Raw genomic sequence first — 26,106 nt, 5'->3', positions numbered from 1 at the left:
GCGAGTCAGGGCGGCGACCTGGCCTGCGACATGACGACGGGGGCGAGTCATTGGGGGCTCCAGTGAGGTGGAAGGGTTGGTGTTGGACCTCTCTGGCTTGTTATCGGAGGGAAAATGAGAATGTTGCGTGGCGGATGAAAAAAAGGTGGGGAGATGTAGGCAAGTAGCTGACCGGTTCCAGGTGCGTTCTGTCGCGTCGACGTGGCGATCAGGCGCGTAATTGCTGGGCTTTCTTTGACCCACGGTCATCTTCGGGGGTGACCCACGGTCATTTTCGTGCGGTGTTTTATCAGTCAAATGCTACCGTTCTGATGGAATCAACCCCGGTCACCTCACTTTCCGCTGAGCGCACAATCACGACGCAGCGGCTGCATCTGCGCGAGTTCGTCCAGCATCTCATCCGCGCTGGAAAATCCCGTAGCGTTCGATAATGACGCTTCACACTTTGCAACTCCGGAACGCTCCATCCCTAAGTTAATGGACAAAACCTATTGCCCCTCCCTGCCCGGCTTTTCCCTGGGGGGCCTCTCCCACTCCCAGATGAGTTCGCGCGCTCCCCTGAAACGTCACATTCGGGCGTCCGTAAAAACGGATTGCCACCCAAGAACTTCTCTCTCACCCGCAAGAACACTCGACTTTCGGTGACCCTCGGTCGGGTCGATTGCGACCCTGGTCGATTGCGACCCTGGGTCAGTTCGCGCGGTCAGTTCGTGCATGACCCTGGGTCACCCTTAACCGGGTCGATTGCAACCCTGGGTCAGTTCGCGCGTGACCCACGGTCACGACAATTGAGCCCTCTGGACAGGGCGATTGGTGACCGCAAAAACACTCTACTTCCCGTGACCCTCGGTCGGTTCGATTGCGACCCTGGGTCACCTCTAACCCCGCCATCGACGCCCTGCTCAAGCACACCCCTCCGCTACATCTGCCCGGCTCATACAAAGCGCATCCACGCCACGCGCCGACCACGTGCAATCGACTTTACATGCTTATCCGTATGCGTCCCGCAGCGAGATTGTGCGCAAGGCGCCGTATTGCTACCACTCCTCGCCCTGCTACACTTCCCCTCGGTCTCGCGTCCGAGGCCGCGCACCGAAACCCACGGATTCCCGGCTGCCCATGATCCCATCCTCTCCCGATACACGCCGAAGAATTGGCGTCGCGCTCCTGCTGGGAGGACTAACGCTCGTGGCCTTTCTCTCACGCGGCTTCTGGCTTCAGTCGAGGCCGGGGCCCGACGTCCCCGAGGACCACACTCGTGTGCTCGCGGGGCGCGTGCTCACGGAAGGGGGCCGGCCCCTGCCGGGAGCCACTGTCATGGCCGGAGCCCTTGAGGTGGAAAGCGATGCGCAGGGGCACTTTGAGTTCGACCTCGAAACCCTGAACTCGGCATCCGATGGCACGATCCTCCTTGACGCGACCCACCCGGAGTACGTGCGCGGCGGGGTCGGCGAATTGGGTACAATGCGACTCAACGCCCCCAAGGGCGACACGCAACCCCCTGAATCCATTGATGTTTTTCTGCACAAACCCGCACACCTGCGCGGACGCGTCACCCTCAACGGCGCCCCGGTTGAAGACGCCGTCATCGGGCTCGCCTACACCGAGGCCCATGGGCTGGGGCAGGAACCGCTCGTGCCTCACACCCTCTCCGAGCTCGCCCGCACGGACGTCGAGGGACGCTTTGAACTCAACCGCCTCGCTGCCGGACGCGTCGCGGTCACAGTGGAGACGAACCTGGAGGACTTCCCCTACGCCGAGAGCCAGGCTCTGCGTCTGCGGCCCGGAGAAGATGGCGGGGAGGTGCACATCGAGCTCCGACCCACCACCGCGCTCACAGGTGTCGTCCTCTCCGCTTCGGGTGAACCTCTGGCCGCCAACGTCACCATGACCGGCACCCAGACCTCTCGCCGCACCGAGACATCGAGCACGGGTCGCTTTCGCTTCGATGATCTTCCCCCGGGTGACTACACCCTGAGCGCCGCCGCCCCCGATCACTACCCCGACACCCTGGGCCCCTTCACCGTGGAGACGGGCACCACCGCCGCTTACGACCTCGTCCTGGAACCGGCCCGGGGACTCTTCGGGCGAGTCGTCGGGCCTGATGGCCAGCCGCAACCCGGCTTTGTGATCGCCTCTTCCGCCGGCGATAGCCGCCGCCTTCCCGTTGGCGACGACGGGCTCTTCAACTGGGAGTCCGCCCCGGATGTCCCCTGGACGCTCCAGGCAACCTCCTCGGCCTACGGGCCCTCGGCCCGGCAAAGCACACGCCTCGGCCAGCCCGTCACCCTGGAGCTTCGCCCCGGCGGGGAGTTGGCCGGCGCCGTCGTCGATGCCCGCGGCCGGCCCGTCACCTCCTACCAGATCGCCATCGCCGCGATGGACGTGCCCCCGCCCCACCCCTACGTCCCCGGGCGAATCAACGCCGAGCAGGTCGAGACCTCCACCGGACGCTTTCGCATCGGCCCGCTCACCCCGGGCTACTACGCGCTGGTAGCCCGCGCGCCGGGGCTTGCGCCGGTCACCTCCGAGCTCTTTGAGGTGCGCGCCGGGCGCACCACCGACAACATCCGCCTGCAGCTTATCGAAGGCGCGGCCATCGAGGGCGTTGTGCGCGATCGTCAGAGCGGAGAGCCTATCGCGACGGCCTCAGTCACCCTGGTCGACCCCTCCCAGCGTCTGTCGCCGCGAAACACCCTGGCCAACCCCTCGGGCCACTACGCCCTTGATGAGCTCCCCGACGGGCTTGTCACCCTGCATGTGCGCGCCAACGGCTACGAGCCCGAGCTCGTCGCCGGCATCGAGCTCGCAAGCGGCGAAACCCTCTCCTACGACATCGAACTCACCCCCACCGACAACCCCGAGCCGGCGCTGGCCTTTTACGGCATCGGCGCCAGCCTGCGCAGCCAGGCCCGCGACATCGTGGTGGTCAATGTGATGCCCGGCTCCGCTTCCGCAGAAGCCGGACTTCAGCCCGGCGACCGCATCCTGGCCGTCGATGAGCTCCCCACCCATCGCTTGAGCCTGCCGGACGTCATCGCGCGCATCCGCGGCCAGGCCGACACCCCGGTCTCCTTAAGCATTGAGCGCCCTGGCGATGGCGAGTTTGTGGTGGACATCGCGCGCCGCCGCGTGCGAGTGCAGCGCTGATTTTTGATCGATTTACAACGACTCGTAGTCCCCGCCCGCGCCCCCATCCGGGCGATTTGAACGGAGCTCCCATGATTCGCCACCCCCTTCCTCCCGCTCCTCGACCGGTCTCGCTGGACGAGAACCCGCGCCGGTGGCTGCCCACCCCGGAGGCCCTCGTCGGCGCGCTGGAGAAGAACATCGACGCCGGTGAGCCCGCCGGACTGCGCGCCCTGGCCCCGCTGATGGGCGCGCCCGAGGTCGATCTGACGGTGACCCCGCTCACCGCCCGCGCCACGATGCTGGGCGCGCTGAGCGGGCGCGCCTTCTACCACCACGAGCTCCGCCTTCGCCAGCCGATGCCCGAGCATCTCGAGCCCGAGCTCGCCGTCTGGCAGGCTGGCACCACCCCCGAGTGGAGCGACGGGGTTTTGGCCGAGCCCAAGTATTTTTCCTTCTTTCAAGACGCCCCCTTCCCCGCCTTTAACCCCAATCACCGACGCAAGTGGCGTGCGCATGAACTTCTGCACGGGGCCTCGAAGTTCTTCTGGCATCCGCAGATGACGCGCTTTGAGCTCTACGTCAGCGCGCGCCTCAATGAGCTCTTGCCGATCATCCACTGGTACGGCTTCGATGAGATCTTTCGCCCGCGTTGCGCAGAGCACCGCGGCAAACTTCTCTACCGCGAGTTCTGCGCTGCCTGCGAGGGGTTGGCCCGCCCTTACTGGGAGCTCGATCTGGCGGCAGAGCCGCAGCAGCGCGCCTTAGGGATGGGTGCGGCCCACAACGCCCTAGAGCATCTGGAGAGCGAGTGGAGCGCGATTGTCCAGGAGATCGCCACAGGCCGCCTGCACGCCACCCCGCGTGGCCGTCTGGACGCCTCCAGCGACGCGGTGGGCTATATGCGCGCCCACTGGAACCGGGTCACGGCCTGGTCGACCGGCTCCTGGGTGGAGCGTTTTCTGGTCGACGGCGTCGACTACTTCAGCACACTCGACGCGCTCCTTCTCAACGTGGGGCAGGCCACCCAGGATCTTGTCTGCGGCACACTCGAGGTCGACACTTCGGTCTACCGCGCCCGCCGCACGCGCCGGCAGCTCCAGGATATCGCCTCGCGCGTGCTCGTGGCTATGGAGTGGCTCGATCCGGAGAGCGATGAGGGCCAGCGCGCCGAAGATGCGCTTGAACCCCACCTCGAGGCGCTGGCCGGCGCCTGTGGCGAACTTCTCGAAGAGCCCGAAGACATCGACTCCTGCGAAAGCGCGGCGCTGGAGAGCTTTGCCGGCTGCGCCCGCGCCTTCTCGGAGGTGGCGGAGCTCTTCCCGGAGCCCATCGCCGAGAGCTTTCTGGGCTTTGGCTACCGCTTCCTCGACGCCGATATTTTTGCCGAGGCCGGTGCCGCCCAGCTTGCGCGGGGCGTCGAAGACGGCGCTCCTAAAACCTTCGCGATGCTCACCGACCCGCTCGACAGCGCCGTGGCCCTGACGCAGTGGGAAGGGTTCGACACCACCGGCCGCCTCACCGAGCGCCTTCACGGCTGGCTCAGCGATCAACTTGGCGAAGAGCACCCCTTCAGCGAGCAGGCTCGATTTGAGGCTTTCGCCAACGCAGAGCCCCGCGGCGACGAGGAAGCCACGCTTTTTGCCTCACTGCCCGACGCCCCAGCCGATCTTCTGGAAGCAGGCGGCCGCCTGCGCCCACACGCCACACTGCGACGCGCCAGCTTCGCCGCCTCCATCATCACCCACACCATCGGTCAGAAACTTCCCGAAGGCAGCGACGACTCCCAGATTCCGGTCGCCGCCGCGCTCGTCGACGGCCAACTTCGCCTGGTCGCCGAGTCCGACGACATCACCCGCATCCTCAACCATCTGCAGGCCGGCGAAGATCGCACCCACTGGCTGACCGAGGCGCTCTGCGAGCCCCTCTACGAACTTCTCGAGAACAGCCTCGTCTGCTGGCTGCCCGAGCCACGTCGCGTACATGACCAGAGTGAGACCCTCTGAAACACGACCCACGGTCATATAAAAAACGACCGTGGGTCACCTAGAAAACGACCGTGGGTCGCATGAAACCCTCTTTCTATGCGCCTCATCGTCGCATTATTGTCCTATTAAAAATCGACCCACGGTCACCCAAAAACTGACCGTAGGTCACCACCAACCACCCTCAAAAAATCGACCCACGGTCATTCTCAAGACGACCCACGGTCACCCAAAAACTGACCGTCGGTCACCCCAAACACCCTCGAAAAAACGACCCACGGTCATTCTCAAGACGACCCACGGTCACCCAAAAACTGACCGTCGGTCACCCCAAACACCCTCGAAAAAACGACCCACGGTCATTCTCAAGACGACCCACGGTCACCCAAAAACTGACCGTCGGTCACCCCAAACACCCTCGAAAAAACGACCCACGGTCATTCTCAAGACGACCCACGGTCACCCAAAAACTGACCGTCGGTCACGCAAAAACTGGCACCCCAAAAACGACCCACGGTCATTCTCAAAATGACCGTGGGTCGCCTGAGAGCAAGCATTTAAGCGCTTAATCCACGCGTCCCCACCCGCCATCACTCCCTCATTTCCGCCCCCAACACCCTGCCATTTCCCACCCCATCGCACCTTGCCCGCCAGCCCCCCCAACCTTATGCTACGAGCGGCCCTGTTGCCCCTCACTCCCCGCGCACCTGCCCCGGCCTTCTATGGCAAGCGACGACCTTAAAAGCCCCTCCGACTTCTCCGACCTGGTTGACCAGGCAGAGAGCCTCGACCCCTTTGCCTGGGATGACCTTCAGGATCAGGTCATCGACGAGGTGGTCACTGTACCGGTGGTGTGTTTTCGCTGCGGCGAGGATGACTTCGCCATCGACGGGCAGGCGGTGCGCGAGATCGTCGGCCAGCTCGAGACCACGCCCCTTCCCGGCGCGCCCGGGCACATCCGCGGCATCGCGGTGTTGCGCCGTCAGGTCATCGGTGTGCTCGACTTAAGTGCTTTTCTCGAGTCACAGAACGCCGGTCCGGCCCTGGCCAGCAACACCCGCCGCACACTCATTGTCGACACCCCGCACTACACCGTGGGCCTGGACGTCGACGAGGTCACCGGCCTTGATGAGTGGCCCGAACATCTGCTTCGCGAAGACGCCCTGCCCACCACCATCAAAGGCAGCACGCGCCGATACGCCATCGGGGCGCACCCGCTGGGTGAGGAGCTCTGCGTGCTCCTCGACATTGAGCGCCTCCTCGACGACGCCGCGGTCCGATGAGCACTGCCTCCCTCGACGCCCTCTTCTTTCGCTGCGGCACCGCCACGCTCTGCGTGGAGCTCAAACTTGTGAGCAGCGTGCTCGCGCCGGAGAGCGTCTCGATGACGGTGCTCGACCCGCGCCCCCACCTGGGGATGACGCCCACCGAACACGGTATGGTCGGGCTTCTCGATCTTCCCGGCCCACCGGTGGGCCTCTACCTGGGTACGGTGCTGGGCACCTTTCCGCTGGCCCCGCGCGACCTGCTCCCCCTGCCGGGCTGGCTTCGCGGCGCGCTGCCCCCCATCCTCCGTCCGGCCGTCACTCTGCTCGACGATAAGGTTGTGTGGCTCCTTGATCTCGATACACTCAGCAACGCCCCGGCCGCTGCGATCACCGGCTGAAGGGCGCTTTGAGCCGCGCGCGGCTCTCACCTACGAAGGTCTGTCATGTTGCTGTGGAAAAAAGTCGGCATCTACATCGCCACCCTGACGCTGATCGGCGTGGGCGTGCTGGCGTTTCACGGCCACATCTTCACCGCCGCGCTGCTGCTTGTGGCCGGCGTGGCCACCATCGGCTTTACGCGCCAGTCGCTCGCCCCTTTGAGCGACATCACCGCGGTGGTCGAGTCGATCGCCGAAGGCAACCTGCGCTCGGCCCACCTCAACGCCGATCCGCACAGCGAAGTCGGACGACTGGCCGGCGCCACCAACCGCATGCTCGACGAGCTCAACGCCATCAGCCGCCACGCCGACGAGCTGGCCGCCGGTCGCATCGGCGTCATCGAACACGAGGCGATGCTGCTGCGCTCGGGAAAACTCTCCGACGTCGATCTTCCGCTTCCCCGCGGCGCCGGCAAACTCGGACGAAGTTTTCACAGCCTCACCAACCAGATGCGCCGCCTCACCGTGCAGGCCCGCGTCATCTCCCGCGACCACCTGACCTCGCCACTCCTCGATGAGCGCGTCCCGGGAGAACTTGGCGAGGCGTTTGGCGCGATGGTCAAAAATCTGCGCCAGCTCTCCGAGCGCGCCCGTCAGATCGCCGAAGGCGACCTCACAACCACCACCGCCGAGAGCGAGGGTGACTTAAGCTCGGCCTTTAACCAGATGGTGCTCAGCCTCAACGAGCTCGTGCGCGAGATCGTCTCCACCGCCCTCAACGTCTCCACCGCCGCCGAAGAGATCCTGGTGGTGCTCCGCGACCAGGAGCTCGCCGCCTCCCACCAGGCCAGCAGCGTCGAGGAGACCCAGCGCACCATGGAGACCCTGCTCTCCTCGGCCCGCAAGATCGCCGAGAGCGCGCAGACCGTCTTCAAGTCCGCTGAAAAAACCCAGGCCAACAACCGCACCGTCGGCGAACGCATTGGCGAGTTGAAGTCGCATACGGTGCGCATCACCGAGATTCTGGAAGTCATTAAAGCGATTGCCGACCGCTCCGACCTGCTGGCGCTCAACGCCAGCCTGGAGGGCATGCGCGCCGGTGAAGCGGGTAAGGGCTTTGCGCTGGTCGCCGCCGAGATGCGCCGCCTGGCCGAGAACATTAAAGAGTCGGTCAGCGACATCAAACTGCTCGTCAGCGACATCCGCGAATCCTCCCTGGCCAGCGTCATGGCCACCGAGGAGGGCTCGCGACTCTCGGAGCGCACCACCGAGACCTCCCTGAAGATCTCGCTCATCACTCAGCAGCAGCAGTCGGGCACCGAGCAGGTCACCCAGTCGATGGACGAGCTCTCGCACCTTATCAATCAGGGCGTCGCCGGCACCCGTCAGGTCACCACCGCCGCCCGGGAGCTGCACAACGCCTCGGAGAGCCTGCGTCATATCGTCGAGAAGTTCCGGGTCATGGAGACCGAGGCCTCCTCGCCGAAACGCCCCACACGCACGCCAACTCGCACCATCCCCGGCCGCGCGACCAGCCCGCTGCCCTCCGTCGACGCCAGCAAAGAGCTTCCGCTTACAGCTCCGGCCGACCTCTCCCGCGAGATCCCCGCCGACCGCTCCACAGAGCTCCCACTCTCAGCTCCGGCCGACCTCTCCCGCGAGATCCCCGCCGACCGCTCCACAGAGCGCGAGGCCACCCGCTCTCGCCCGCTCCGCAAGGCCTCCCGCAACCAGATCGCGACCCCGGTGGGCTTCAACGGCAACCTCTCCGACGTCCCCACCGACCGCCAGCCCCGCCGCGCCGTCGAGCTCGCCGCAAAGAGCGCCCAGGAGACGCCCACCATCGAGTTCAGCGCCGCCATCGCCGAAGACGACGCCTTCTTCCAGGATCTCCTCGACGCCCGCGATGAGGCCGCCGCAAAGGCCGACTCCGAGGCTGACGACGCCCCCGCCGACCGCTCCCGCGAGTTCGACGCCATCGCCCGCCAGCTCGGCGCTGACGAGAGCGAGAGCGAGGCCGAGAACGCGCCCGAAGGCGACGACGTCCACGCTAAAAACACCTCGCCCGTCCTCGGCGATGAGGAGTCGGAGCCCTCATGAGCTTTGGCGCCCTGATCGAAAAATTCCGTGCGGTGGCGCTCGAGCGCCTCGAACGCATGAACGCCCTGCTCGTTAACCTGGAGCGCACCCCCGACGACCCGGAGGCCGTCGAGGAGATCCTGCGCGAGATCCACACCCTTAAAGGCGAAGCCAAAATGATGGGCTTTGCCGACGTCAACCTCGTCGCCCACCAGACCGAGCACCTCCTGCTCGACGATCCCTCCGGTGCCCACATCACCCAACCTGAGCGTGTCGAGCTGATCTTTGAAGGCCTCGATCTGATGCGCGCGCTCATGACGAAATCCGCCGGCAACGCCACCCAGAGCCTCGACCTCTCCGGCTTCGTCGACCGCGTCAATCACCTGCGCGACGGCGCTCCCGCAAAGATCAATCCCCACGATCCGGCCGCTCAGAATTCGGCGGCGCCCTCCCCCGCCGACACTCCCGCTGCAGCCCCGAAGGCGCCGGCCGAGATCGACGAAAAACCCGTCTCAGACGCGCCCACCGCCGACTCGCAACCTGTTGATTCCAAAGAGGAATCCAGCAGAATCAACGCTCCCACACCTGCACAAACGCCGGCCGCCGACACCGCGCTCGCCACACCGCCGAGCGCGCCGTCCACACTGGCGCCGCAGGCCACCCAGCCCACCCGCGCGCGCATCGGCGCCGGCAACGAGCGCGAGCTGGAGTCGGGCGCGCTGCGTATTCAGACAACCACCAACCTGCGCGTCGACGTCGAAAAGCTCGAACGCCTGGGCGAGCTCGCTGGCGAGGCGCTCTTGATGAGCCGCCGGGTGGGGTATCGGCTCGGAGAACTGCACGGCATCCGCCAGGATCTGCGCGCGATGCTCTCCCAGCTCGAAGGCCAGCTGCCCAAAAGCCACACCATGGCGCTGCGCAACCTCAACCACCGCCTCGACGCCTGCGAGACGGCCCTGCGCGAGGAGAGCTACCAGGTCAACGTGCGCGCCTCGCAGATCGACGACCAGACCCGCTACATGCGTCACGTGCCGCTCGCGCAGGTCTTAAGCCACTACCCGCGCGCGGTGCGCGATCTGGCCCAATCCCAGGGCAAACGCGTGCGCCTGGTCGACACCTTCGGCAACGTCGAGGTCGACCGCGCCATCCTCTCCGCCCTCTCTGAGCCCCTGCTCCACCTGGTGCGAAACGCCGTCGACCACGGACTGGAAACCCCCGAGGAGCGCAAAGCCGCCGGCAAAGAGCCCGAGGCCGAGATCGAATTGAGCGCCGAGTACGTTGGCGACTCCATCCGCGTCGTGCTCTCCGATGATGGCCGCGGCATCAACCCGCAGATCATTCGCAAAAAAGCCATTGAACGGGGCATCCACACCGCCGAATCCGCCGCGCGCCTCTCCGACCAGGAGGCCATCGCGCTGATCTTTGAAAACGGCTTCTCCACCCGCGACTCCGTCAACGACGTCAGCGGCCGCGGCATCGGCATGGACGTGGTGCGCCGCCAGATCTCCAAGGTCGGCGGGTTTATCGAGATCGAGAGCGAGGTCGGCCGCGGCACCACCTTCACCCTGCACCTTCCGGTGACCACGGCCGTCAACTCCGTGCTCGTCTTCACCCTGGGCGAGCGCCAGTTCGCGCTGACCGCCAAAGATGTGGAGCGGGTCATCGATGTGGGCCGCGAAGAACTTCGCCGCGTCCATGGCGCGGTCTGCGTGCCGGTGGGTGAGCGCCTCATCCCTCTTCTGGACTGGACCGCCCCGCTGGGGCTGGCCGAGCGGGGGCAACCCCCGGAGCGCTTCAGCGTGCTGCTCGTGCGCAAGGGCGCGCGCCGCGTCGCCGTGTGGATCGACCGCGTCCTTGGCGAGCGTGAGGCCATCAGCCGACCCCTGGGCGACTTTTTGGCCGGCGTGCGACTCTGCCGCGGTGTCGCCCTGACCGACTCCGGCGACGTGGTGCCCCTTCTCAACGTCGTCGACCTGATGGAGCGCAGCGAGCATGACTCGCGCTTCGATCTCGAAAAACCCCGACGCCAGCGCTCCTTTACCGCGGTGCAGGGAACCCGCGCGCTGGACATCCGCACCATCCTGGTGGTCGAAGACAGCGAGGTCACCCGCACGCTCGTCACCTCAATTCTGCGCGGCGAGGGCTACCGGGTGCTCGAGGCCGACGACGGCCACTACGGCCTGGAGATGCTCGGTCGCCACCGCGTCGATCTGGTGCTCACCGACATCCAGATGCCCACGATGGACGGCCTTCAGCTCCTCCAGCGCATCCGCACCTCCGAAGATCACGCTCGTCTCCCGGTCGTCATCCTCACGACCCTGGGTGAGCCCGCCGACAAGGAGCGCGCCATGCGCCTGGGCGCCAACGGCTACCTGGTCAAACTCGACTTCCAGGAGAAAACGCTCCTGGAGACGGTGCGCCGCTTCCTCTGAGCGCAAAAAAGCCGGTGCGAAGTCCGCGCCGGCCGCCATGCCCTAAACTCTTGAATTCAAAAGACTTTCAGGCAACCTCGCGCTGGCAACGCACGATGGCCTGCTCCACCTCGGCCGACTTCGGGGCGCGGCGCAGGTAGTCGAGCGCCTCCTCGTACTCCCCCATCTCCGTGGCGCTCACGCCCAGGATGGTCCAGACGCGGTTGAGCATCTTTTCGGGCATCTGCCCCGAGGCGCGCATCTGATGGCAGACCCGGTAGGCCTCCCGCCAGTCCTCATCGGAGAGCGCCGCCTCGGCCTGGGCCAGAAGCTCCTGATGAAAGTCCGAGGCGGTCGCCAGGCTGCGCCCGCTGCGACGCCCCACCAGCGACTGCCCCGTCTGCAACATGCTCATGCAGCTCATCACCACCATCACCGCAAAGATCGCGATGAGGAAGCTGCGAAAGATCAAAAAGCCCACGATCGCTGCCGGGATCGCCACAAAAATGCTCACATTAAGCGTAATGCGACGCGCGCTCTCCTCGTCTTTGAAGCGGCGCAAAATCAGATGAAACAGCTGCCCACCATCCAGCGGCCACATCGGAATCAGCAGGTTCACCAGGCTCCAGCCGATGTTCACAAAGAGCAGCGCCGCCACAAAAGTCGCGCTCCAGGTTGAGGCATAGGCGACCTGCGGCGCGAAGGTGGCAAAAAGATAGACCAGCCCCCCGAAGATCAGGCCGGCGGCCGGTCCGGCGAAGACCACCCGTGCGTCTTCCCCGTCGGTGTTGGCCTCGCGCTGCATCATGCAGAGCCCGCCAAAGCCGTGCAGCAGCACGCTGGGGCCCAGCCCGTAGCGCTGCGCCACAAGCGCGTGGCCAAACTCGTGCACCAGCAGCGAAATCGTCACCGCCACCACCCAGATCAATCCGGCGAGCATGGAACCACCGCTCAGGGCGGGGAAAAAGACGATCATGGCCATGATCAGCCCGTACCACATCGAGACAGACACCTCGATGTTTCGCCAGGTGAAGATATGCAGTCCGGAACGCTCTAAGAACATCGTGCAAAAACCTCAACGCGAGAGGGTGTCAAAGGGGTCGCTTAGTCGGAGCGCCGCCGCTGAAGGCGCGCGCCCACCCAGGCGGGGCTTCCGGCCACGTCGGGGGCGATCTTTCGCACCTCCACGCAGACCTCTTCGACCTGCGCGTGGCGCTCCAACACCAACCGCACCACCTCGCCGGCCAATTTCTCGACGAGGTAACGGCTGGGGCCCTGCGCAACTTCCACCACGATCTCGGCCAGGTGGCGGTAGTCCAGCGTCTCATTGAGCTCATCGGACTCGGCCGAGGAGGCGTCGCTTAAGCTGACCTCCACATCGACCTCAAAATGACGGCCGTCGCGGCGCTCTTCCTCATAGACCCCGTGCTTGCCATCAAAGGCGATGCCGCGGGCGAAGACCTTCATCATGCCGACCTCGTATAGATAGAACGAACTGGTGCCATGGTGTTGACGTTGTGAGCAGATGTTGATGTCGAGGGATGCGATATCGAGAGGGCCGCCGGCAAGGCGCAAAACGCAGGCGACGCATATGCATCGTCGAGGCTTTGCAACGCAGCCCGCGGTGCTCTCGATGCAGCAGACCCGACAGCAACGAAGGCTTACGACGTCCAAAAAAAACCGGCGGCCCTTTCGGGCCGCCGGCGAGTGTGTCGGTGTTGCTTAGCTGGCCGCGGCCTCTTTGCGCATGCAGCACGACTTGTATTTTTTGCCGCTGCCACAGGGGCAGGGATCGTTTCGACCGACCTGCGGAAGCTCGCGTTTGACGGTGCTGCTGTCGTCTTCGGACTCGGCGCTGACGCCGGGGCGGTTGAAGACGATCTTGCTGGGCACCTGCGGCGCCGGCGCCTGACGCTGCTGCAGCGACTCGGGCTGCTCCACCTCGAACTTCGAGACGAACTCGACCACGTTGGTCTTGATGTTCATCATCAACTCGACAAAGAGGTTGTAGCCCTCCTTCTTATACTCCTGCTTCGGATCTTTCTGCGCGTAACCGCGCATGCCGATACCGTCGCGAAGCTGCTCCATGGCCTGGAGGTGCTGACGCCAGTAGCGGTCGATGGCGCGCAGGTAGCGGTTCTGAATCTGCTCTTCGAAGAGCTGGCGGCCGGTGACTTCCTCAACCTCCGGCTCATTCCAGTCCGCGCCGTCGGCGGCCGCAGCGGCCGACTGCTGCTCGCGCTGCTGGGCGCGGCGCTCGTTGACCTTGGCAGCGACCTCGTCGAGCATCGCCTCTTTCTTCGCGATCATCTCTTCGATACGCGTCCAGACGCGGGCCTCAATAGCGTCGCGACCGGTGATGTCATCAAAGGAGATCTCCAGGTCGAAGACCTGCTCAATCGCCATCGAGAGCCCGGCCAGATCCCAGTCGTCGTGGCGCACCTGGCGGGAGGCGTAGGTGTCGATGGTGCTAAGCGCAACCTCTTCAAAGAGGTCAAGCGACATCGACAAGAGCCCGCGGCCGTCCTCATCGTGGCCCTGCAGCACGTTGCGACGCATCGTGTAGATGGTCTTACGCTGCGTATCCATCACGTCGTCGTACTCGAGCACGTTTTTACGGATGTCGAAGTTACGTCCCTCGACCTTCTTCTGGGCGTTCTCGATGCTGCGGGTGACCATGCGGTGCTCGATCGGCACGCCCTCTTCCATCTTGAGGGTGTCCATGATCTTGCCGATGCGCTCGGCACCGAAGAGGCGCAGCAGGTCATCGTCCAGCGAGAGGAAGAAGCGGCTCTCACCCGGGTCGCCCTGACGGCCGGCACGACCGCGGAGCTGGTTATCGATACGACGCGATTCGTGGCGCTCGGTGCCGATGATGAAGAGGCCGCCGTTGTCGAGGACCTCCTGCTTCTCTTTGGCGCACTGCTCTTTGAAGCGGTTGAGCGCGGCCTTGTACTCCTCGCTGAAGTACTGCTCGCGCTCATTTTCCGGAGTAAATTCAGGCACATCCGGCTCGCCGACCAGATCGTCAGCCATGGCCTCGGGGTTGCCACCGAGCAGAATGTCGGTACCCCGACCGGCCATATTGGTGGCGATGGTCACGCGGCCCTTACGACCGGCCTGGGCCACGATCTCGGCCTCGCGCTCGTGGTACTTCGCGTTGAGCACCTCGTGCTTGATGCCCTTGCGGTTGAGCACCTGGCTGAGCGCCTCGGACTTCTCGACCGAGGTCGTACCGACGAGCACCGGCTGGTCGCGCTTGTTGCACTCGACGATCTGCTCGACGATCGCGTTGAACTTCTCGCGATAGCTCCGGTAGATGACGTCTTCCTGGTCGATACGCTGGATGGGCCGGTTGGTGGGGATGACCACGCAGTCGAGCTTGTAGATCTCGTGGAACTCTTCGGCCTCGGTCTCGGCGGTACCGGTCATACCCGAGAGCTTGTCGTACATGCGGAAATAATTCTGGAAGGTGACGGTGGCCAGCGTCTGGTTCTCGTCTTTGATCTCGACGCCCTCTTTGGCCTCGACGGCCTGGTGAAGACCATCGGACCAGCGCCGCCCTTCCATCTTACGGCCGGTGAACTCATCGACGATCTTCACCTCGCCATCCTCCACGATGTACTGCTCGCCCTTCTTATAAAGGGTGTGCGCCTGGAGGGCCTTGTTGACGTGGTGAACCGTCTCGATATGCACCGGGTCGTAGAGGTTGTCGATGCCCAGCCGCTCCTCGACTTTCTCCACGCCGCTGTCGGTGAGCGTGGCGCTGCGGTGCTCCTCGTCGACGAGGTAATCCTCATCGCGCTTGAGGTAGGGCACGATCTTGTTGATCTCAAAATACATCTCGGTCGACATGTTGGCCTTACCGCTGATGATCAGCGGCGTACGGGCCTCATCGATGAGAATGGAGTCGACCTCATCGACGATCGCAAAACGAAGGGGCCGCTGGACGTAGTCTTCCAGGCGGAACTTCATGTTGTCGCGAAGGTAGTCGAAGCCGAACTCGTTGTTCGTGCCGTAGGTAATATCGGCGGCGTAGGCGCGCTTGCGGGCCGCGTCGCTCATATCGCTGATGATCGTGCCGACGCTCATGCCCATGTAGCTGTAGAGCTTGCCCATCCAGGCCGCGTCACGCTGGGCCAGGTAATCGTTGACCGTGATCAGGTGGGCGCCCTTGCCCTCAAGCGCGTTGAGGTAGAGCGCGAGCGTGGCGACAAGCGTCTTACCCTCACCGGTCTTCATCTCGGCGATCTTGCCCTCGTGCATGACCATCGCGCCGATCATCTGCACGTCGTAGTGGCGCATGCCGAGCGCGCGTTTACCCGCCTCACGGGTCACCGCAAAGGAGTCGAAGAGCAGATCGTCGAGCGTGGCGCCCTGCTCCAGACGCTGGCGCAACACGCCGGTCTGGCCCTTGAGCTCCTCCTCGCTCATCGCGGCGTATTTGGCCTCGAGGTTGTTGATCTGCGCGACCTTCGCCCGAGCCTCTTTGAGGTAACGCTCGTTGGCCGACCCGAATAGAGATGTCAGTAGCTTCTTCATAGGAATGTGGTTCCGCTGCGCGCGCGCTGCTTTTTTCAGTGGCACTTTGTCAGTCCGATGATCGGTGCATGGCATAGCAGACTATGGCCAGCACGCCAACGCCCGCGAGCGTCGCTGTGTGACTCACCGTCGGCCCCGACCTCCTGTGCCGCAACAACAGGCCGATGGCGGGGGGGTATTCCTGCCGGGTGCGGGCATCGCAGCCTGTGTCGGCCCGAGGGGCCGGGGGCATCAGCGTGGGGGGCGGGTGAGGATGGCCGTGGGTTGGTTGGATGAGCATCGAAAGTGGTGACCGTGGGTCATAAAAGATGACCGTGGGTCAGCCAGAAGGTGAGCGTGGGTCAGCCAAAAGATGACCGTGGGTCGCCTGAATGAGCATCGAAAATGGTGACCGTGGGTCGTTTAAAAGATGACCGTGGGTCGCCTGAATCTGCAGCGAAAAATGGTGACCGTGGGTCGCCTGAATGAGCATCGAAAATGGTGACCGTGGGTCGTTTAAAAGATGACCGTGGGTCACTGAAATTGCGACCGTGGGTCGCCTAAAAGATGACCGTGGGTCGCCTGAATGAGCATCGAAAAAAACGACCGTGGGTCACCTGAATGAGCATCGAAAAAAAACGACCGTGGGTCACCTGAATGAGCATCGAAAAAGATGACCGTGGGTCACCCAAAAGACGACCGTGGGTCACCTGAATGAGCATCGAAAAAGATGACCGTGGGTCACCCAAAAGACGACCGTGGGTCGTCTGAATCAGCATCGAAAAGGGTGACCGTGAGTCGCCTAAATCAGCAGCGAAAAAACGACCGTGGGTCACCTGAATGAGCATCGAAATAGACGACCGTGGGTCACCCAAAAGACGACCGTGGGTCGTCTGAATCAGCATCGAAAAGGGTGACCGTGAGTCGCCTCAATCAGCAGCGAAGAAACGACCGTGGTTCACCTGGATGCTCATCGAAATAGACGACCGTGGGTCACCTTGAAGATGACCGTGGGTCGCCAAATTCAGCGCCCAAAACTCGACGGTCGACGACCAAACCCGCCCCATATCCGTCTCTTTCAGACGCGATTTCAAATCCCTGTGGCGATCGCCAGACTTTTCCCCATTTTTTTCCACAGGGTTTTTCACAGATCGCTGTGGAAGCCTCCCGACCGCCTCTTTTGGGGAAAATCACTCCTTCACCCCATCGAGCGAGCCCCATCAAAACACCAACAAACACAACACCTTAACCTCCCCACTGAAAAACACCTACATCTGCACACAGGTCGACCGGGGGTTAACCACACCCCTGTGGAAAAGTGGGGGGAAGGCTGTGGGAAACTCCCCCGAAGACCGTGGAAAACTTTCGGTTGTGGGAAAGAATCCCGACAGAATGTGCGGTGATCACGCAATCTCGACGAAAATGCTGCGACAACAGATCGCATAAGGGGTGTGGAGGCGGCCGGTATCAGAGGAGTTTCGGGGCTGTCAACGGGTGATCTGACGAGGGTGGATTGAGGGGTCGAGAGGAGGGGTATCGAGGCGGTGAGGGGGGAGGTGTACCGGTAGCGCTGGCGGCCTTTTGTGGCGCCGGCGTGCTGAGCTGGTGTGTGGGCGTGAGTCGGCCACCGGTTGTGGTGAGTGTGGGCGGGGCGGTGCTGCTGCTGGCGGCGGCAGCGCTGCTGATGCCGGGCCCATGGCGCGGCACGCGCGGGCCAGGCGCAAAAAGGTTGCGCGGGCGCCAGCGCCTACTTGCAACAATGGCGGTGGCGGCCCTCTCCGGGGCGGTGGTGCTGGGGGTGAGCGTGCAGGAGCGATGGCGTTTTGAGTCGCAGCGCGATCTTCGCGCCGCGCTTGGCGAGGAGCGGCGAGAGCTGGAGGTGCACGTGCGCATCGAGGTGGGGCCGGTGCCGATGGGGCAGGGTTATAGCTACGACGCGCGGCTTATCGGGAGCGATGAGCCGGAGCTCAACGCTCTGATGGAGGGGCACGAACCCAGGGTGAGGCTCTTTTATGGGGAGGACCAGGGTCGGGCGTGCGAAATACTTCCCATGCCGGGCGATGAGGTGCGGGCGTGGGCGAGGGTCGCGCGTTTTGTGCCGCGCACAAACCCCTGGCAGAGCTCGGCGCGCGAGCTGATGGAGGCGCGCGGGTATCTGGCCACGGCCACGTTGCGGGAGCGCCCGGAGGTGCGCGTCGCGAAGGATCTGAGCGCGTCGCTCAGGCTACGACGCTGGCTTACGGGGCAGCGCCTCGACCTGGAACGCCGCATCGCGCTGCATCTTGAGGGCGACGGGCTGGCGGTGACCTGGGCGATGCTCACGGCCAGCCGGGGACTGATTCGCCCGGAGTTTCGCGAACCTTTTGATATGACCTCGACAAGCCACGTGCTGGCGATCTCCGGGCTGCATTTTGGGGTGATCGCCGCCCTGATCGCGTTGAGCCTGCGCCTGCTCTTCGACCGGGTGCCCCGGCTCTACTGTTTTGTGCCCCGGCGGCGGCTTCTGGTGCTGCCCTCGCTGATACTTTTGCTGGGCTATCTCGTGGCGATCGGAGCGCCGGTCTCCGCGCAGCGCGCGTTTTTGATGGCGGCGCTCGCCAGCCTCGCGCTCTTTGTGACGCGACGCGTGAAGGGGACCTCGGTGTTGTGGATGGTGGGGACGCTGCTCCTGTGGGGGGCGCCGCGCCTCTTGTTTGAGATCGGCTTTCAGCTCTCGATGTCGGCCACGGCCGGGATTCTGCTTTTTCATCAGGGGCGCCCTGCGTGGTTGCGGCCGCAGGCTGCGATGGGCCAGCGCGAGAGCGTGTGGGTGCGGCGCCGGCGTGCGGTGGGACTTTTTATCGGCGTGTCGACGGCGGCCTCGGTGGCGACGCTCCCACCTTTGATCGCGATGAGCGGGGAACTTCCGGTGAGCGGCTTCTGGACCAACCTGGTGGTGATCCCGGTGGTGGGCTCGCTGATCTTCCCGCTGATGGTGGCCGGCGCGCTGCTCACGGGCGTATGGCCCTGGCTTGCCGGCGTGCTGTTGAGGTGGGGCGCCGGGCTCTTTGTCAGGCTATTTGAACTTCTGGATGTGGTGGCCTACTGGCCGCTCAACGAGCTGCGCCTGGGGTATCCGGAGCGCGTTGAGTGGGCGGCGATGTGGGTGGCCTGCTGGCTCGCGGTGCGCGGCGGCTTGCGCCTTCGCCCCTGCCTCGTCGCCATACTGATCTGGGGTGTGGGCCTTGTCCCGGGTTCGCTCAGCGTGACGCTCCGGGGCGACGAAGCCCCTCTCAAGGTGCATATGATCGACGTGGGCCAGGGCGACGCCACGCTCCTGGAGCTGCCCGACGGCACCACGATGCTCATCGACGCCGGCGGCAGCCTCTCAGGTCAGGACCCGGGACTTCGAAAGGTCGCGCCGTATCTGCGCAAGCTGGGCATCCGCAGGCTTGATGTGCTGCTGCTCACCCACGCCGACCTCGACCATTACGGCGGCCTCGACGCGCTTCTGCGCCCCTTCGCGCCACGCGTTTTTCTGGCGCGCAACAACCCCGCCCACGCCCGCACCTACCAGACGGCTCTCACGGCAAAAGCCCTGGGCGCCCACGTCCCTCGCCTGCCCGAGCGCCTCGTCTTAAGCGCCGCAGGCGCGCGTCTCACGCTGCTCACCCCACCCGACACGCTGCCCTCGGAGAACGACCGCAGTATTGTCGTCATCGTCGAATACGGCCAGGTCGCCATCGCCCTGACCGGCGATCTGGAGGAGGCTGGCGAGCGCTGGCTACTCACCCAGGCCCACCACCTGCCGACGCCGGCCGCGGTCTACAAGGCCGGTCACCACGGCTCGCGCACCTCGTCCTCCCCGGAGCTTCTCAACTACCTTCAGCCGACCATCGCGCTGGTCTCCGCCGGCCGCCCCAGCCCCTTCGGTCACCCCCACGTTGAGGTGCTCGAGCGTTTTGAGGCGCGCGGCATCGACGTCTTCCGCACCGACACCCACGGCAGCACCCGCATCGAGGTCGACGCCGACGGCACGCTGCGCGTCTTTCCGGCGCGGTGGCCCGATGGCGAAGAGCCCTGAAGGGCCTTCTCGGCCGCAAGATACCACCTCTTCAGACACTCCTGACACCGTTTAAAATCGACCATCTCAAACGACCCCGGGTCACTTCAAACCTGACCCTGGGTCAATCTAAATCTGACCCTGGGTCACCCCCGCTCCTCTATTTATGCAGGTGCGCGCGCACGCTTCCGCGCCCCACCTTTCCTCGTTTTCTCCACGTTCCTGATTATTTCTCGACCATCTCATACACGACCCCGGGTCACTTCAAATCTGACCCTGGGTCACTTCAAACCTGACCCTGGGTCACTTCAAATCTGCCCCTGGGTCACTTCAAACCTGACCCTGGGTCACCCCCGCTCCTTTATATATGCGGATTTCCGCCCCTCCTCCCCCAACCGAAGCCCCCCGACGTTTCACACAAAGCCCCTCGACCGGTGACTTCGGCATCACTCTTATAGAGCGCCGCACAACGCAAACTCTGCACCCCACACCCCTGCCGCGCCATTTCTGCGCCCCCCGCTCCGCACGCCTCACTCCCCGGCCCCCCTGCAACGCAGAGATTGCATGCCCGACTCCAATCAACTCGCCGCGCGGCCTCCCACGGCACACCGATTGCAAAACCTCCCACTCCGTGACGCCGATGGCGGCGCCGAACCAAACGAGCGCGGAGTTTGCAATGACAGAGCCCATCCTGGTCGACCTTCCCCTGATTCGAAAATACGACGTCCCGGGGCCCCGCTACACCTCCTACCCCACGGCCCCGCACTTTCGCGACGACGTGCCCGCAGACGAGGTCCACCAGGCCATCAGGGACAACAACGCCCGGGCCCGCCCCCTCTCGCTCTACTTTCATATCCCCTTCTGCCAGACCCTCTGCTGGTACTGCGGCTGCACCACCGTGATCGGCAAAGATTCGTCGCAGACCGAGCCCTACCTGGCCGCGCTCGACGAGGAGATGCGACGCAAATCCGCCTGGATCCACCCTGAGCGCAAAGTCGTGCAGATCCACTTTGGCGGCGGCACCCCGACCTACCTCACAGCCGCCCAGATCCGCTGGCTCGGCGAGCGCATCCGCACCCACTTTGCCCTGGCCGATGATGCGGAGGTCGCCGTCGAAGTTGACCCGCGACGCCTCACCTTAGAGCAGGTCCACGCGCTCAAAGACGCCGGCTTTAACCGCGCCTCGCTCGGCGTGCAGGACAACAACCCGAAGGTGCAGAAGGCCATCAACCGCATCCAACCCTTTGAGATGACCGAGCGGGTGGTGCGGTGGCTGCGCGACGCGGGATTCTCGTCGATCAACGTCGATTTGATCTACGGCCTCCCCCACCAGACCACCGATAGCTTCGATCAGACCTTGAGCGAGGTTTTAAGCCTCAACCCCGACCGTTTTGCCATCTACACCTACGCGCACGTGCCCTGGATCAAACCCGCGCAAAAGCTCCTTGAGCGCCACACCCTCCCCGGCCCCGAAGAAAAACTCGCCATGCAAAAACGCATCATCGAGCGCCTGACCTCCGAGGGCTACCACTACATCGGCATGGACCACTACGCCCGCCAGGACGACGAGCTCGCGCGCGCCTGGCAGGCCGGCACCCTGCGCCGCAACTTCCAGGGCTACTCCACCCTGGCCGGCGTCGACATCTACGGCTTTGGCATGTCCTCCATCTCGCAAATTGGCGGACTCTACCTGCAAAACCCCAAAGAACTCCCCGAGTACCTGGAGCGCACCCGCCAGGACGACTTCCCCATCCACCGCGCCTACCTCTTGAGCGAAGACGACCGCATCCGCCGCGCCTGGATCATGGCCCTGATGTGCCAGGCCCGCGTGGATTTCCAGACCTCCTCCGAAGAGCTCGGTGTCGACGTCGCCGAATATTTTAAAACAGAACTCCAGGAGCTCGCCCCCATGGCCGTCGACGGCCTCGTGAAGCTCGACGCAAAAGGACTCACCGTCACCGAGCGCGGGCGCCTGCTCCTGCGCAACATTTGCATGCCCTTCGACGCCCATTTGAGCACCGGAGCCAGGCAGTACTCGCGCACGATTTGAGCGTGGACAAAACGACCGTGGGTCACCTCTCATCCCCATTTTTCGCGCATTTCAGGCGACCCACGGTCATCTCCGAACCGACCCTGGGTCACCTCGCAATGACGACCCACGGTCATCTCCAAACCGACCCTGGGTCACCTCTCATCCCCAATTTTTCGCACTCTTAAGACGACCCACGGTCATCTCCAAACCGACCCTGGGTCACCTCGCAATGACGACCCACGGTCATCTCCGAACCGACCCTGGGTCACCCCTCAACCACACTCATCCCATCGCCCTGGCCAACGCGCTCAAGCGCTCGTAGTCGAGAATCGTAAACCCGCCCCCGTCCGTGCGCACGAGCCCTTCCTTGCCCCACTTGCTCATAAAACGAATCGCCGTCTCCACGCGCACATTGATCAGACAGGCGATCTCCGCGCGGCTCAGCGGCAGCTCCACCACCACACCCATCTCGCCACTCTCCTGCGCCACTCGCCGCCCCACCGACTCGGCAAACTTCATAAAGAGCAACGCCAGGCGCTGCTCAGTATCGCTTACCGAAAGATCGTGAAGACGCCCCACAAGCTCCTGATTGCGCTGCATCATGTCCTGCAAAAGCGCTTCCATCAGCGCCGAGTGATCGCGAATCGTGCCAAAGAAATGCGAGCGGTGGATCTGCAAGGTCAGCGTATCCTCCAGCGCATACGCGGAGGCCGGATAGGGAATCTGCCGATAGACGGCCAGGTGCCCCACGACCTCATCGGCGCCAAAGACCCCGAGAATGGTCTCCCCACCGTCGTTTCGGTATTTGACGATTTTGACCTGCCCCTCCACCACAAACACAAAGCTCAGGGCCTCGTTCCCCTCCCGCCAGAGGCGCTCCCCACGCTCGAAGCGCCGCGGAATGAAATAACTCGCCAGCGGCTCCAATGCCGCGGTCGGGATGTTCTCAAAGAGCGAAAACTCGCGCAGGATTTTTAGCTTTTCCATGACCTTGCACCTCGGGAAGTTCGCGCGACCACTCCGCGCACACTCCCGAAGGCCTGCAAGCTACGAGCCAGCGCAGCGAGCCGGCTCCTCCCGCTCTCAACGCGTGGCTCCCACAGCCGGGTGCTCGTCCACCCGGCTCGCCAGGCCCCCCTGCACAAAAAGTCGCCTCGCCAGCGTCGGGTCACGATCCGGAAAGTCCACGCGGCAATGCGCCCCGCGTGTCTCCCTGCGCCGATGCGCCGCGCGCGCAATCGCCTGCGCCGCCTCAATCGCCAGGCGCGCCGGATCGTAGACCCCAACCTCACACCGCAGCCCGTCGAGCTTCTGCGCCGCGTAAATGAGCCCCGCCTCGCTGCGCTCAATGCCCACAAACTGCCACATCGTGCGCCCCACACGCTCCAGCACATCACCGGGGTCGACAGCCGCCTCAATCCCCCGCGACCACGCCCTCTCCAACTCACGGATCCGCGTCATCGACACGGTCTGGAGGGCCGAAGTCGACGCGCCAATATCCCACGCCGCCCGCGCCCCAAAGACCATCGTCTCCAGCAGCGAGTTGCTCGCCAGGCGATTCGCCCCGTGCACCCCCGTCGACGCCACCTCCCCGGCGGCCCATAACCCGGGCACGTTGGTGCGACCCTTCGCATCGGTGGCCACCCCACCCATATGGTAATGCGCCGCCGGCGTGACCGGCAGCAGATCCTGCGCCGCATCCAGCCCCAGCCGACCCAGCGCCTCTGCGGCTCTTGGAAACTGCGTCTCAAAGCCCGGCACCGCGCGCGCATCCAAAAACACCGCCTCCCCGGCGCCCACCCGCGCCCACAAGGCGCGCGCCACCACATCGCGGCCCGCCAGATCCCCCTGCGGATGCCCCGCCATGATCGCGCGCCCCTCCCCGTCGACCAGCATCGCCCCCTGACCTCGAATCGCCTCGCTCAAGAGTGGCAAAGGCCGCACATAGGCCAGCAGCGCCGTCGGATGAAATTGCACAAACTCCAGGTCCGCCAGCCTTGCTCCCACGCGCGCCGCCAACGCCATCCCCTCGCCAAGCGCCCCGGGACCATTGGTCGTGTGTTGGTAAAGTCCCCCCACACCGCCCGTGGCAAGCAGCACCCCTTTGGCCAGAACCACACCGACCTGCCCCGCGTTCTCGAACACCACCCCGCACACTCGCCCCTCATCCACAACCAGCTCCAGCGCCCGCCCCGGCAAAAAACGCGGGGCTCGGGCCTCATCCTGCATCAAGGCCTCACGCACCGCCCGGGTCACCTGCCGGCCCGTATCATCGCCCGCGGCATGCACGATGCGATTTCGACCATGCAGGGCCTCTCGCCCCAGCATCAGACGTCCCTCCGCGTCGCGATCAAAGGGGATCGCCATCTCAAAAAGATCGATCATGCGCTCCATCCCCTCCCGCACGAGCACCTCCGCCACATCCCGATCGACCAACCCCGCGCCCGCCCTCACAGTATCTGCGACATGCGCCTCCACGCTGTCATTGTTGCCGATCGCCGCCGCGATGCCCCCGCGCGCAAGGTAGCTTGAGCCTCCCTCCTCGCTCGGACTCAACACCATCACGCGCTGATCGCGCAGGTGCCAGGCCGCGCTCAGCCCCGCCAGCCCCGAGCCGATAATCACCACATCCGCATGCCAGATCACACTCATCTCAACCTCCTCAGGAGAGCTCCAACATGCGCGCCACCGCCCGACGAGCTCCGGCGGCGATCGTGGGCGCAATCTCCACCTGACCGCTCCCATCGCGCAGCACGTCGCGGATGCCCTCCAGCGTGATCTTCCGCATATACGGGCAGATCGAGCAGGGCTGATGAAACGCCACTTCTGGAAAATGCGAGGCCACATTATCGCTCATCGTGCACTCGGTGATCATCGCAACTTCCCGCGGCTTCTCTTGTGCCACCCAGTCGATCAGCGCCGAGGTCGACCCCACCATATCCGCCGCCTCCTGCACCTCCGCATGGCACTCCGGATGCGCGATCACCTTGATCTGCGGATAGCTCGCTCGCAGCGCTTCAATATCCGCGAGGCGAAACTCCTCGTGCACCACACAGCCCCCCTCCCAGGTGATGATCTCCACCTCGGTCTGACGCGCGACATGGCCGGCCAGGTGGCGGTCCGGCACAAAAATCACCCGCGGCGAACCCAGCGCTTCCACGATCTTCAGGGCGTTCGATGAGGTGCAGCACACGTCGCTCACAGCCTTCACCGCCGCGGTGGTGTTCACGTAGCTCACCACCGGAACGCCCGGGTACTGGCGCCGAAGCGCCCGCACATCCTCCGGCGTTATGGCATCCGCCAGCGAGCAGCCCGCCTCAAAGCTCGGCAAGAGCACGCTGCGCTTAGGGCTGAGCAACTTTGCCGTCTCCGCCATGAAGTGCACCCCGCACATCACCAGGGTGCGGGCTTCCACCTCCTGCGCGAGTCTGGCGAGCTGCAACGAATCCCCGCGCAGGTCCGCAACCCCGTGAAAGATCAACGGATGCTGGTAATTATGCGCCAGAATCACCGCCTCACGCGCCCGCTTAAGCTCGCGAATCTCCGCGATCAGCGGCCACGCCAGCGTCATCTCCGGCTCGGTAACAACCTTGCGCACGCGCTCATACAGCTCGTGTTTTCCAACCTGCGACAGCATCCAGACCTCGGTGGGGAAAGTGACTCCAACCCTGCGCCCCACAGAGTAAGGAGCGCCGGGCCGGCCTCCTATGATCTGGATCATGTCGGCGAAAAGAACCGGAACTACTCCCGGATCATGAAAGCTCGCTGCCCTCAAACCTTAAGGAGCTCCCATGACCATCCCCACCTCGTCCCCCCTCGCCAGCGTCTTCACCCTCCCCCTGCTCCCGGCGCTCTTCAGCGTGCTGCTGCTCAGCGCCTGCGGCCCGGTCGACGAAGCCCCGACCGAAGAGGTGGCCCCCCTCACCCTGAGTTATAACGGCGACTACGCTCTGCAGGTCGACGCGCTGCTCGCTCCCAGCCCGCCAACCACGGGCGACTTTGACCTCAGCCTGGAGCTGCAGGTCGAGGGCGAACCGCTCGAAGGCGCCGAAGTCACGCTGGAGCTCTTCATGCCCGGCCACGGCCACGGCAGCGCCGAAGAGCCCCTCGTCATCGAAGAGGGCGCGGGGCTCTACCGCGTGGAAAACGCCGCGTTTTCGATGCCCGGCCTCTGGGAGCTCCGCCTGAACGTCGTCTGGGACGAGTTCGACGCGCATATCGTCTGGCAGGTCGACGTCGACGGCTAACACCGCGTCGCAAAA

At 64.4% G+C, this 26,106-nt stretch carries 15 protein-coding genes; 9 read left to right on the top strand and 6 right to left on the bottom strand.

Annotated features, from left to right (window positions below; all coding sequences use genetic code 11):
- Positions 1–1,317: 1,317 nt before the first annotated feature.
- The 6 genes from FRC98_RS15950 to FRC98_RS15925 all read left to right on the top strand — a co-directional run bounded on the left by FRC98_RS15950 (position 1,318) and on the right by FRC98_RS15925 (position 11,270).
- Positions 1,318–3,150 (top strand): carboxypeptidase regulatory-like domain-containing protein, encoded by a 1,833-nt coding sequence (locus FRC98_RS15950; protein ID WP_230467682.1) that lies wholly within the window; start codon positions 1,318–1,320, stop codon positions 3,148–3,150.
- Between the two features lie 71 nt (positions 3,151–3,221).
- Positions 3,222–5,135 (top strand): hypothetical protein, encoded by a 1,914-nt coding sequence (locus FRC98_RS15945; RefSeq protein WP_146982434.1) that lies wholly within the window; start codon positions 3,222–3,224, stop codon positions 5,133–5,135.
- Positions 5,136–5,836: 701 nt separating this feature from the next.
- Positions 5,837–6,397 (top strand): chemotaxis protein CheW, encoded by a 561-nt coding sequence (locus FRC98_RS15940; protein ID WP_146982433.1) that lies wholly within the window; start codon positions 5,837–5,839, stop codon positions 6,395–6,397.
- Positions 6,394–6,780 (top strand): hypothetical protein, encoded by a 387-nt coding sequence (locus FRC98_RS15935; protein WP_146982432.1) that lies wholly within the window; start codon positions 6,394–6,396, stop codon positions 6,778–6,780. Before FRC98_RS15940 ends, FRC98_RS15935 begins: the two co-directional genes overlap by 4 nt.
- 45 nt (positions 6,781–6,825) lie before the next feature.
- The gene (locus FRC98_RS15930) at positions 6,826–8,859 is read left to right on the top strand and encodes a methyl-accepting chemotaxis protein (protein ID WP_146982431.1); all 2,034 of its coding nucleotides are present in this window, start codon (positions 6,826–6,828) and stop codon (positions 8,857–8,859) included.
- Positions 8,856–11,270 (top strand): hybrid sensor histidine kinase/response regulator, encoded by a 2,415-nt coding sequence (locus tag FRC98_RS15925; protein WP_146982430.1) that lies wholly within the window; start codon positions 8,856–8,858, stop codon positions 11,268–11,270. Before FRC98_RS15930 ends, FRC98_RS15925 begins: the two co-directional genes overlap by 4 nt.
- A 67-nt stretch (positions 11,271–11,337) precedes the next feature.
- Here the strand turns inward: FRC98_RS15925 and FRC98_RS15920 are convergent, their stop codons facing one another.
- The 3 genes from FRC98_RS15920 to secA all read right to left on the bottom strand — a co-directional run bounded on the left by FRC98_RS15920 (position 11,338) and on the right by secA (position 15,791).
- On the bottom strand, positions 11,338–12,312 hold the full coding sequence (locus FRC98_RS15920; protein WP_146982429.1) for a site-2 protease family protein: 975 nt from the start codon (positions 12,310–12,312) through the stop codon (positions 11,338–11,340).
- Between the two features lie 41 nt (positions 12,313–12,353).
- Complete coding sequence (gene folB / locus FRC98_RS15915; protein WP_146982428.1) at positions 12,354–12,719, bottom strand: dihydroneopterin aldolase; 366 nt, start codon at positions 12,717–12,719, stop codon at positions 12,354–12,356.
- 252 nt (positions 12,720–12,971) lie between these two features.
- Positions 12,972–15,791 carry a preprotein translocase subunit SecA gene (gene secA / locus FRC98_RS15910; protein WP_146982427.1) on the bottom strand — a complete coding sequence of 940 codons (2,820 nt, stop codon included), beginning with the start codon at positions 15,789–15,791 and terminating at the stop codon, positions 12,972–12,974.
- 1,492 nt (positions 15,792–17,283) lie between these two features.
- Between secA and FRC98_RS15905 the strand changes: the two genes are divergently transcribed.
- Together FRC98_RS15905 and hemN are read left to right on the top strand one after the other, a co-directional pair.
- Positions 17,284–19,833, top strand: coding sequence for a DNA internalization-related competence protein ComEC/Rec2 (locus FRC98_RS15905; RefSeq protein ID WP_146982426.1), 2,550 nt, complete (start codon positions 17,284–17,286; stop codon positions 19,831–19,833).
- 655 nt (positions 19,834–20,488) lie between these two features.
- Positions 20,489–21,862, top strand: a complete 1,374-nt coding sequence (gene hemN / locus FRC98_RS15900; protein WP_146982425.1) for an oxygen-independent coproporphyrinogen III oxidase — start codon at positions 20,489–20,491, stop codon at positions 21,860–21,862.
- A 264-nt stretch (positions 21,863–22,126) separates the two neighbouring features.
- Here hemN and FRC98_RS15895 read toward each other — a convergent pair whose 3' ends face one another.
- The 3 genes from FRC98_RS15895 to nadA all read right to left on the bottom strand — a co-directional run bounded on the left by FRC98_RS15895 (position 22,127) and on the right by nadA (position 25,481).
- Positions 22,127–22,831, bottom strand: coding sequence for a Crp/Fnr family transcriptional regulator (locus FRC98_RS15895; protein ID WP_146982424.1), 705 nt, complete (start codon positions 22,829–22,831; stop codon positions 22,127–22,129).
- Between the two features lie 96 nt (positions 22,832–22,927).
- Entirely contained in the window at positions 22,928–24,496 is a 1,569-nt protein-coding gene (gene nadB, locus FRC98_RS15890; RefSeq protein WP_230467681.1) for an L-aspartate oxidase, read from the bottom strand.
- A 10-nt stretch (positions 24,497–24,506) separates the two neighbouring features.
- Entirely contained in the window at positions 24,507–25,481 is a 975-nt protein-coding gene (gene nadA / locus FRC98_RS15885; protein ID WP_146982422.1) for a quinolinate synthase NadA, read from the bottom strand.
- Between the two features lie 154 nt (positions 25,482–25,635).
- Between nadA and FRC98_RS15880 the strand changes: the two genes are divergently transcribed.
- Entirely contained in the window at positions 25,636–26,091 is a 456-nt protein-coding gene (locus FRC98_RS15880; RefSeq protein WP_146982421.1) for a FixH family protein, read from the top strand.
- The last annotated feature ends 15 nt before the right edge of the window (positions 26,092–26,106 follow it).

Source organism: Lujinxingia vulgaris, assembly GCF_007997015.1.
GTDB classification, from domain to species: Bacteria; Myxococcota_A; Bradymonadia; order Bradymonadales; family Bradymonadaceae; genus Lujinxingia; species Lujinxingia vulgaris.
The sequence above is the reverse complement of the archived record's forward strand: the minus strand, read 5'-3'. Positions and strand labels throughout refer to the sequence as shown.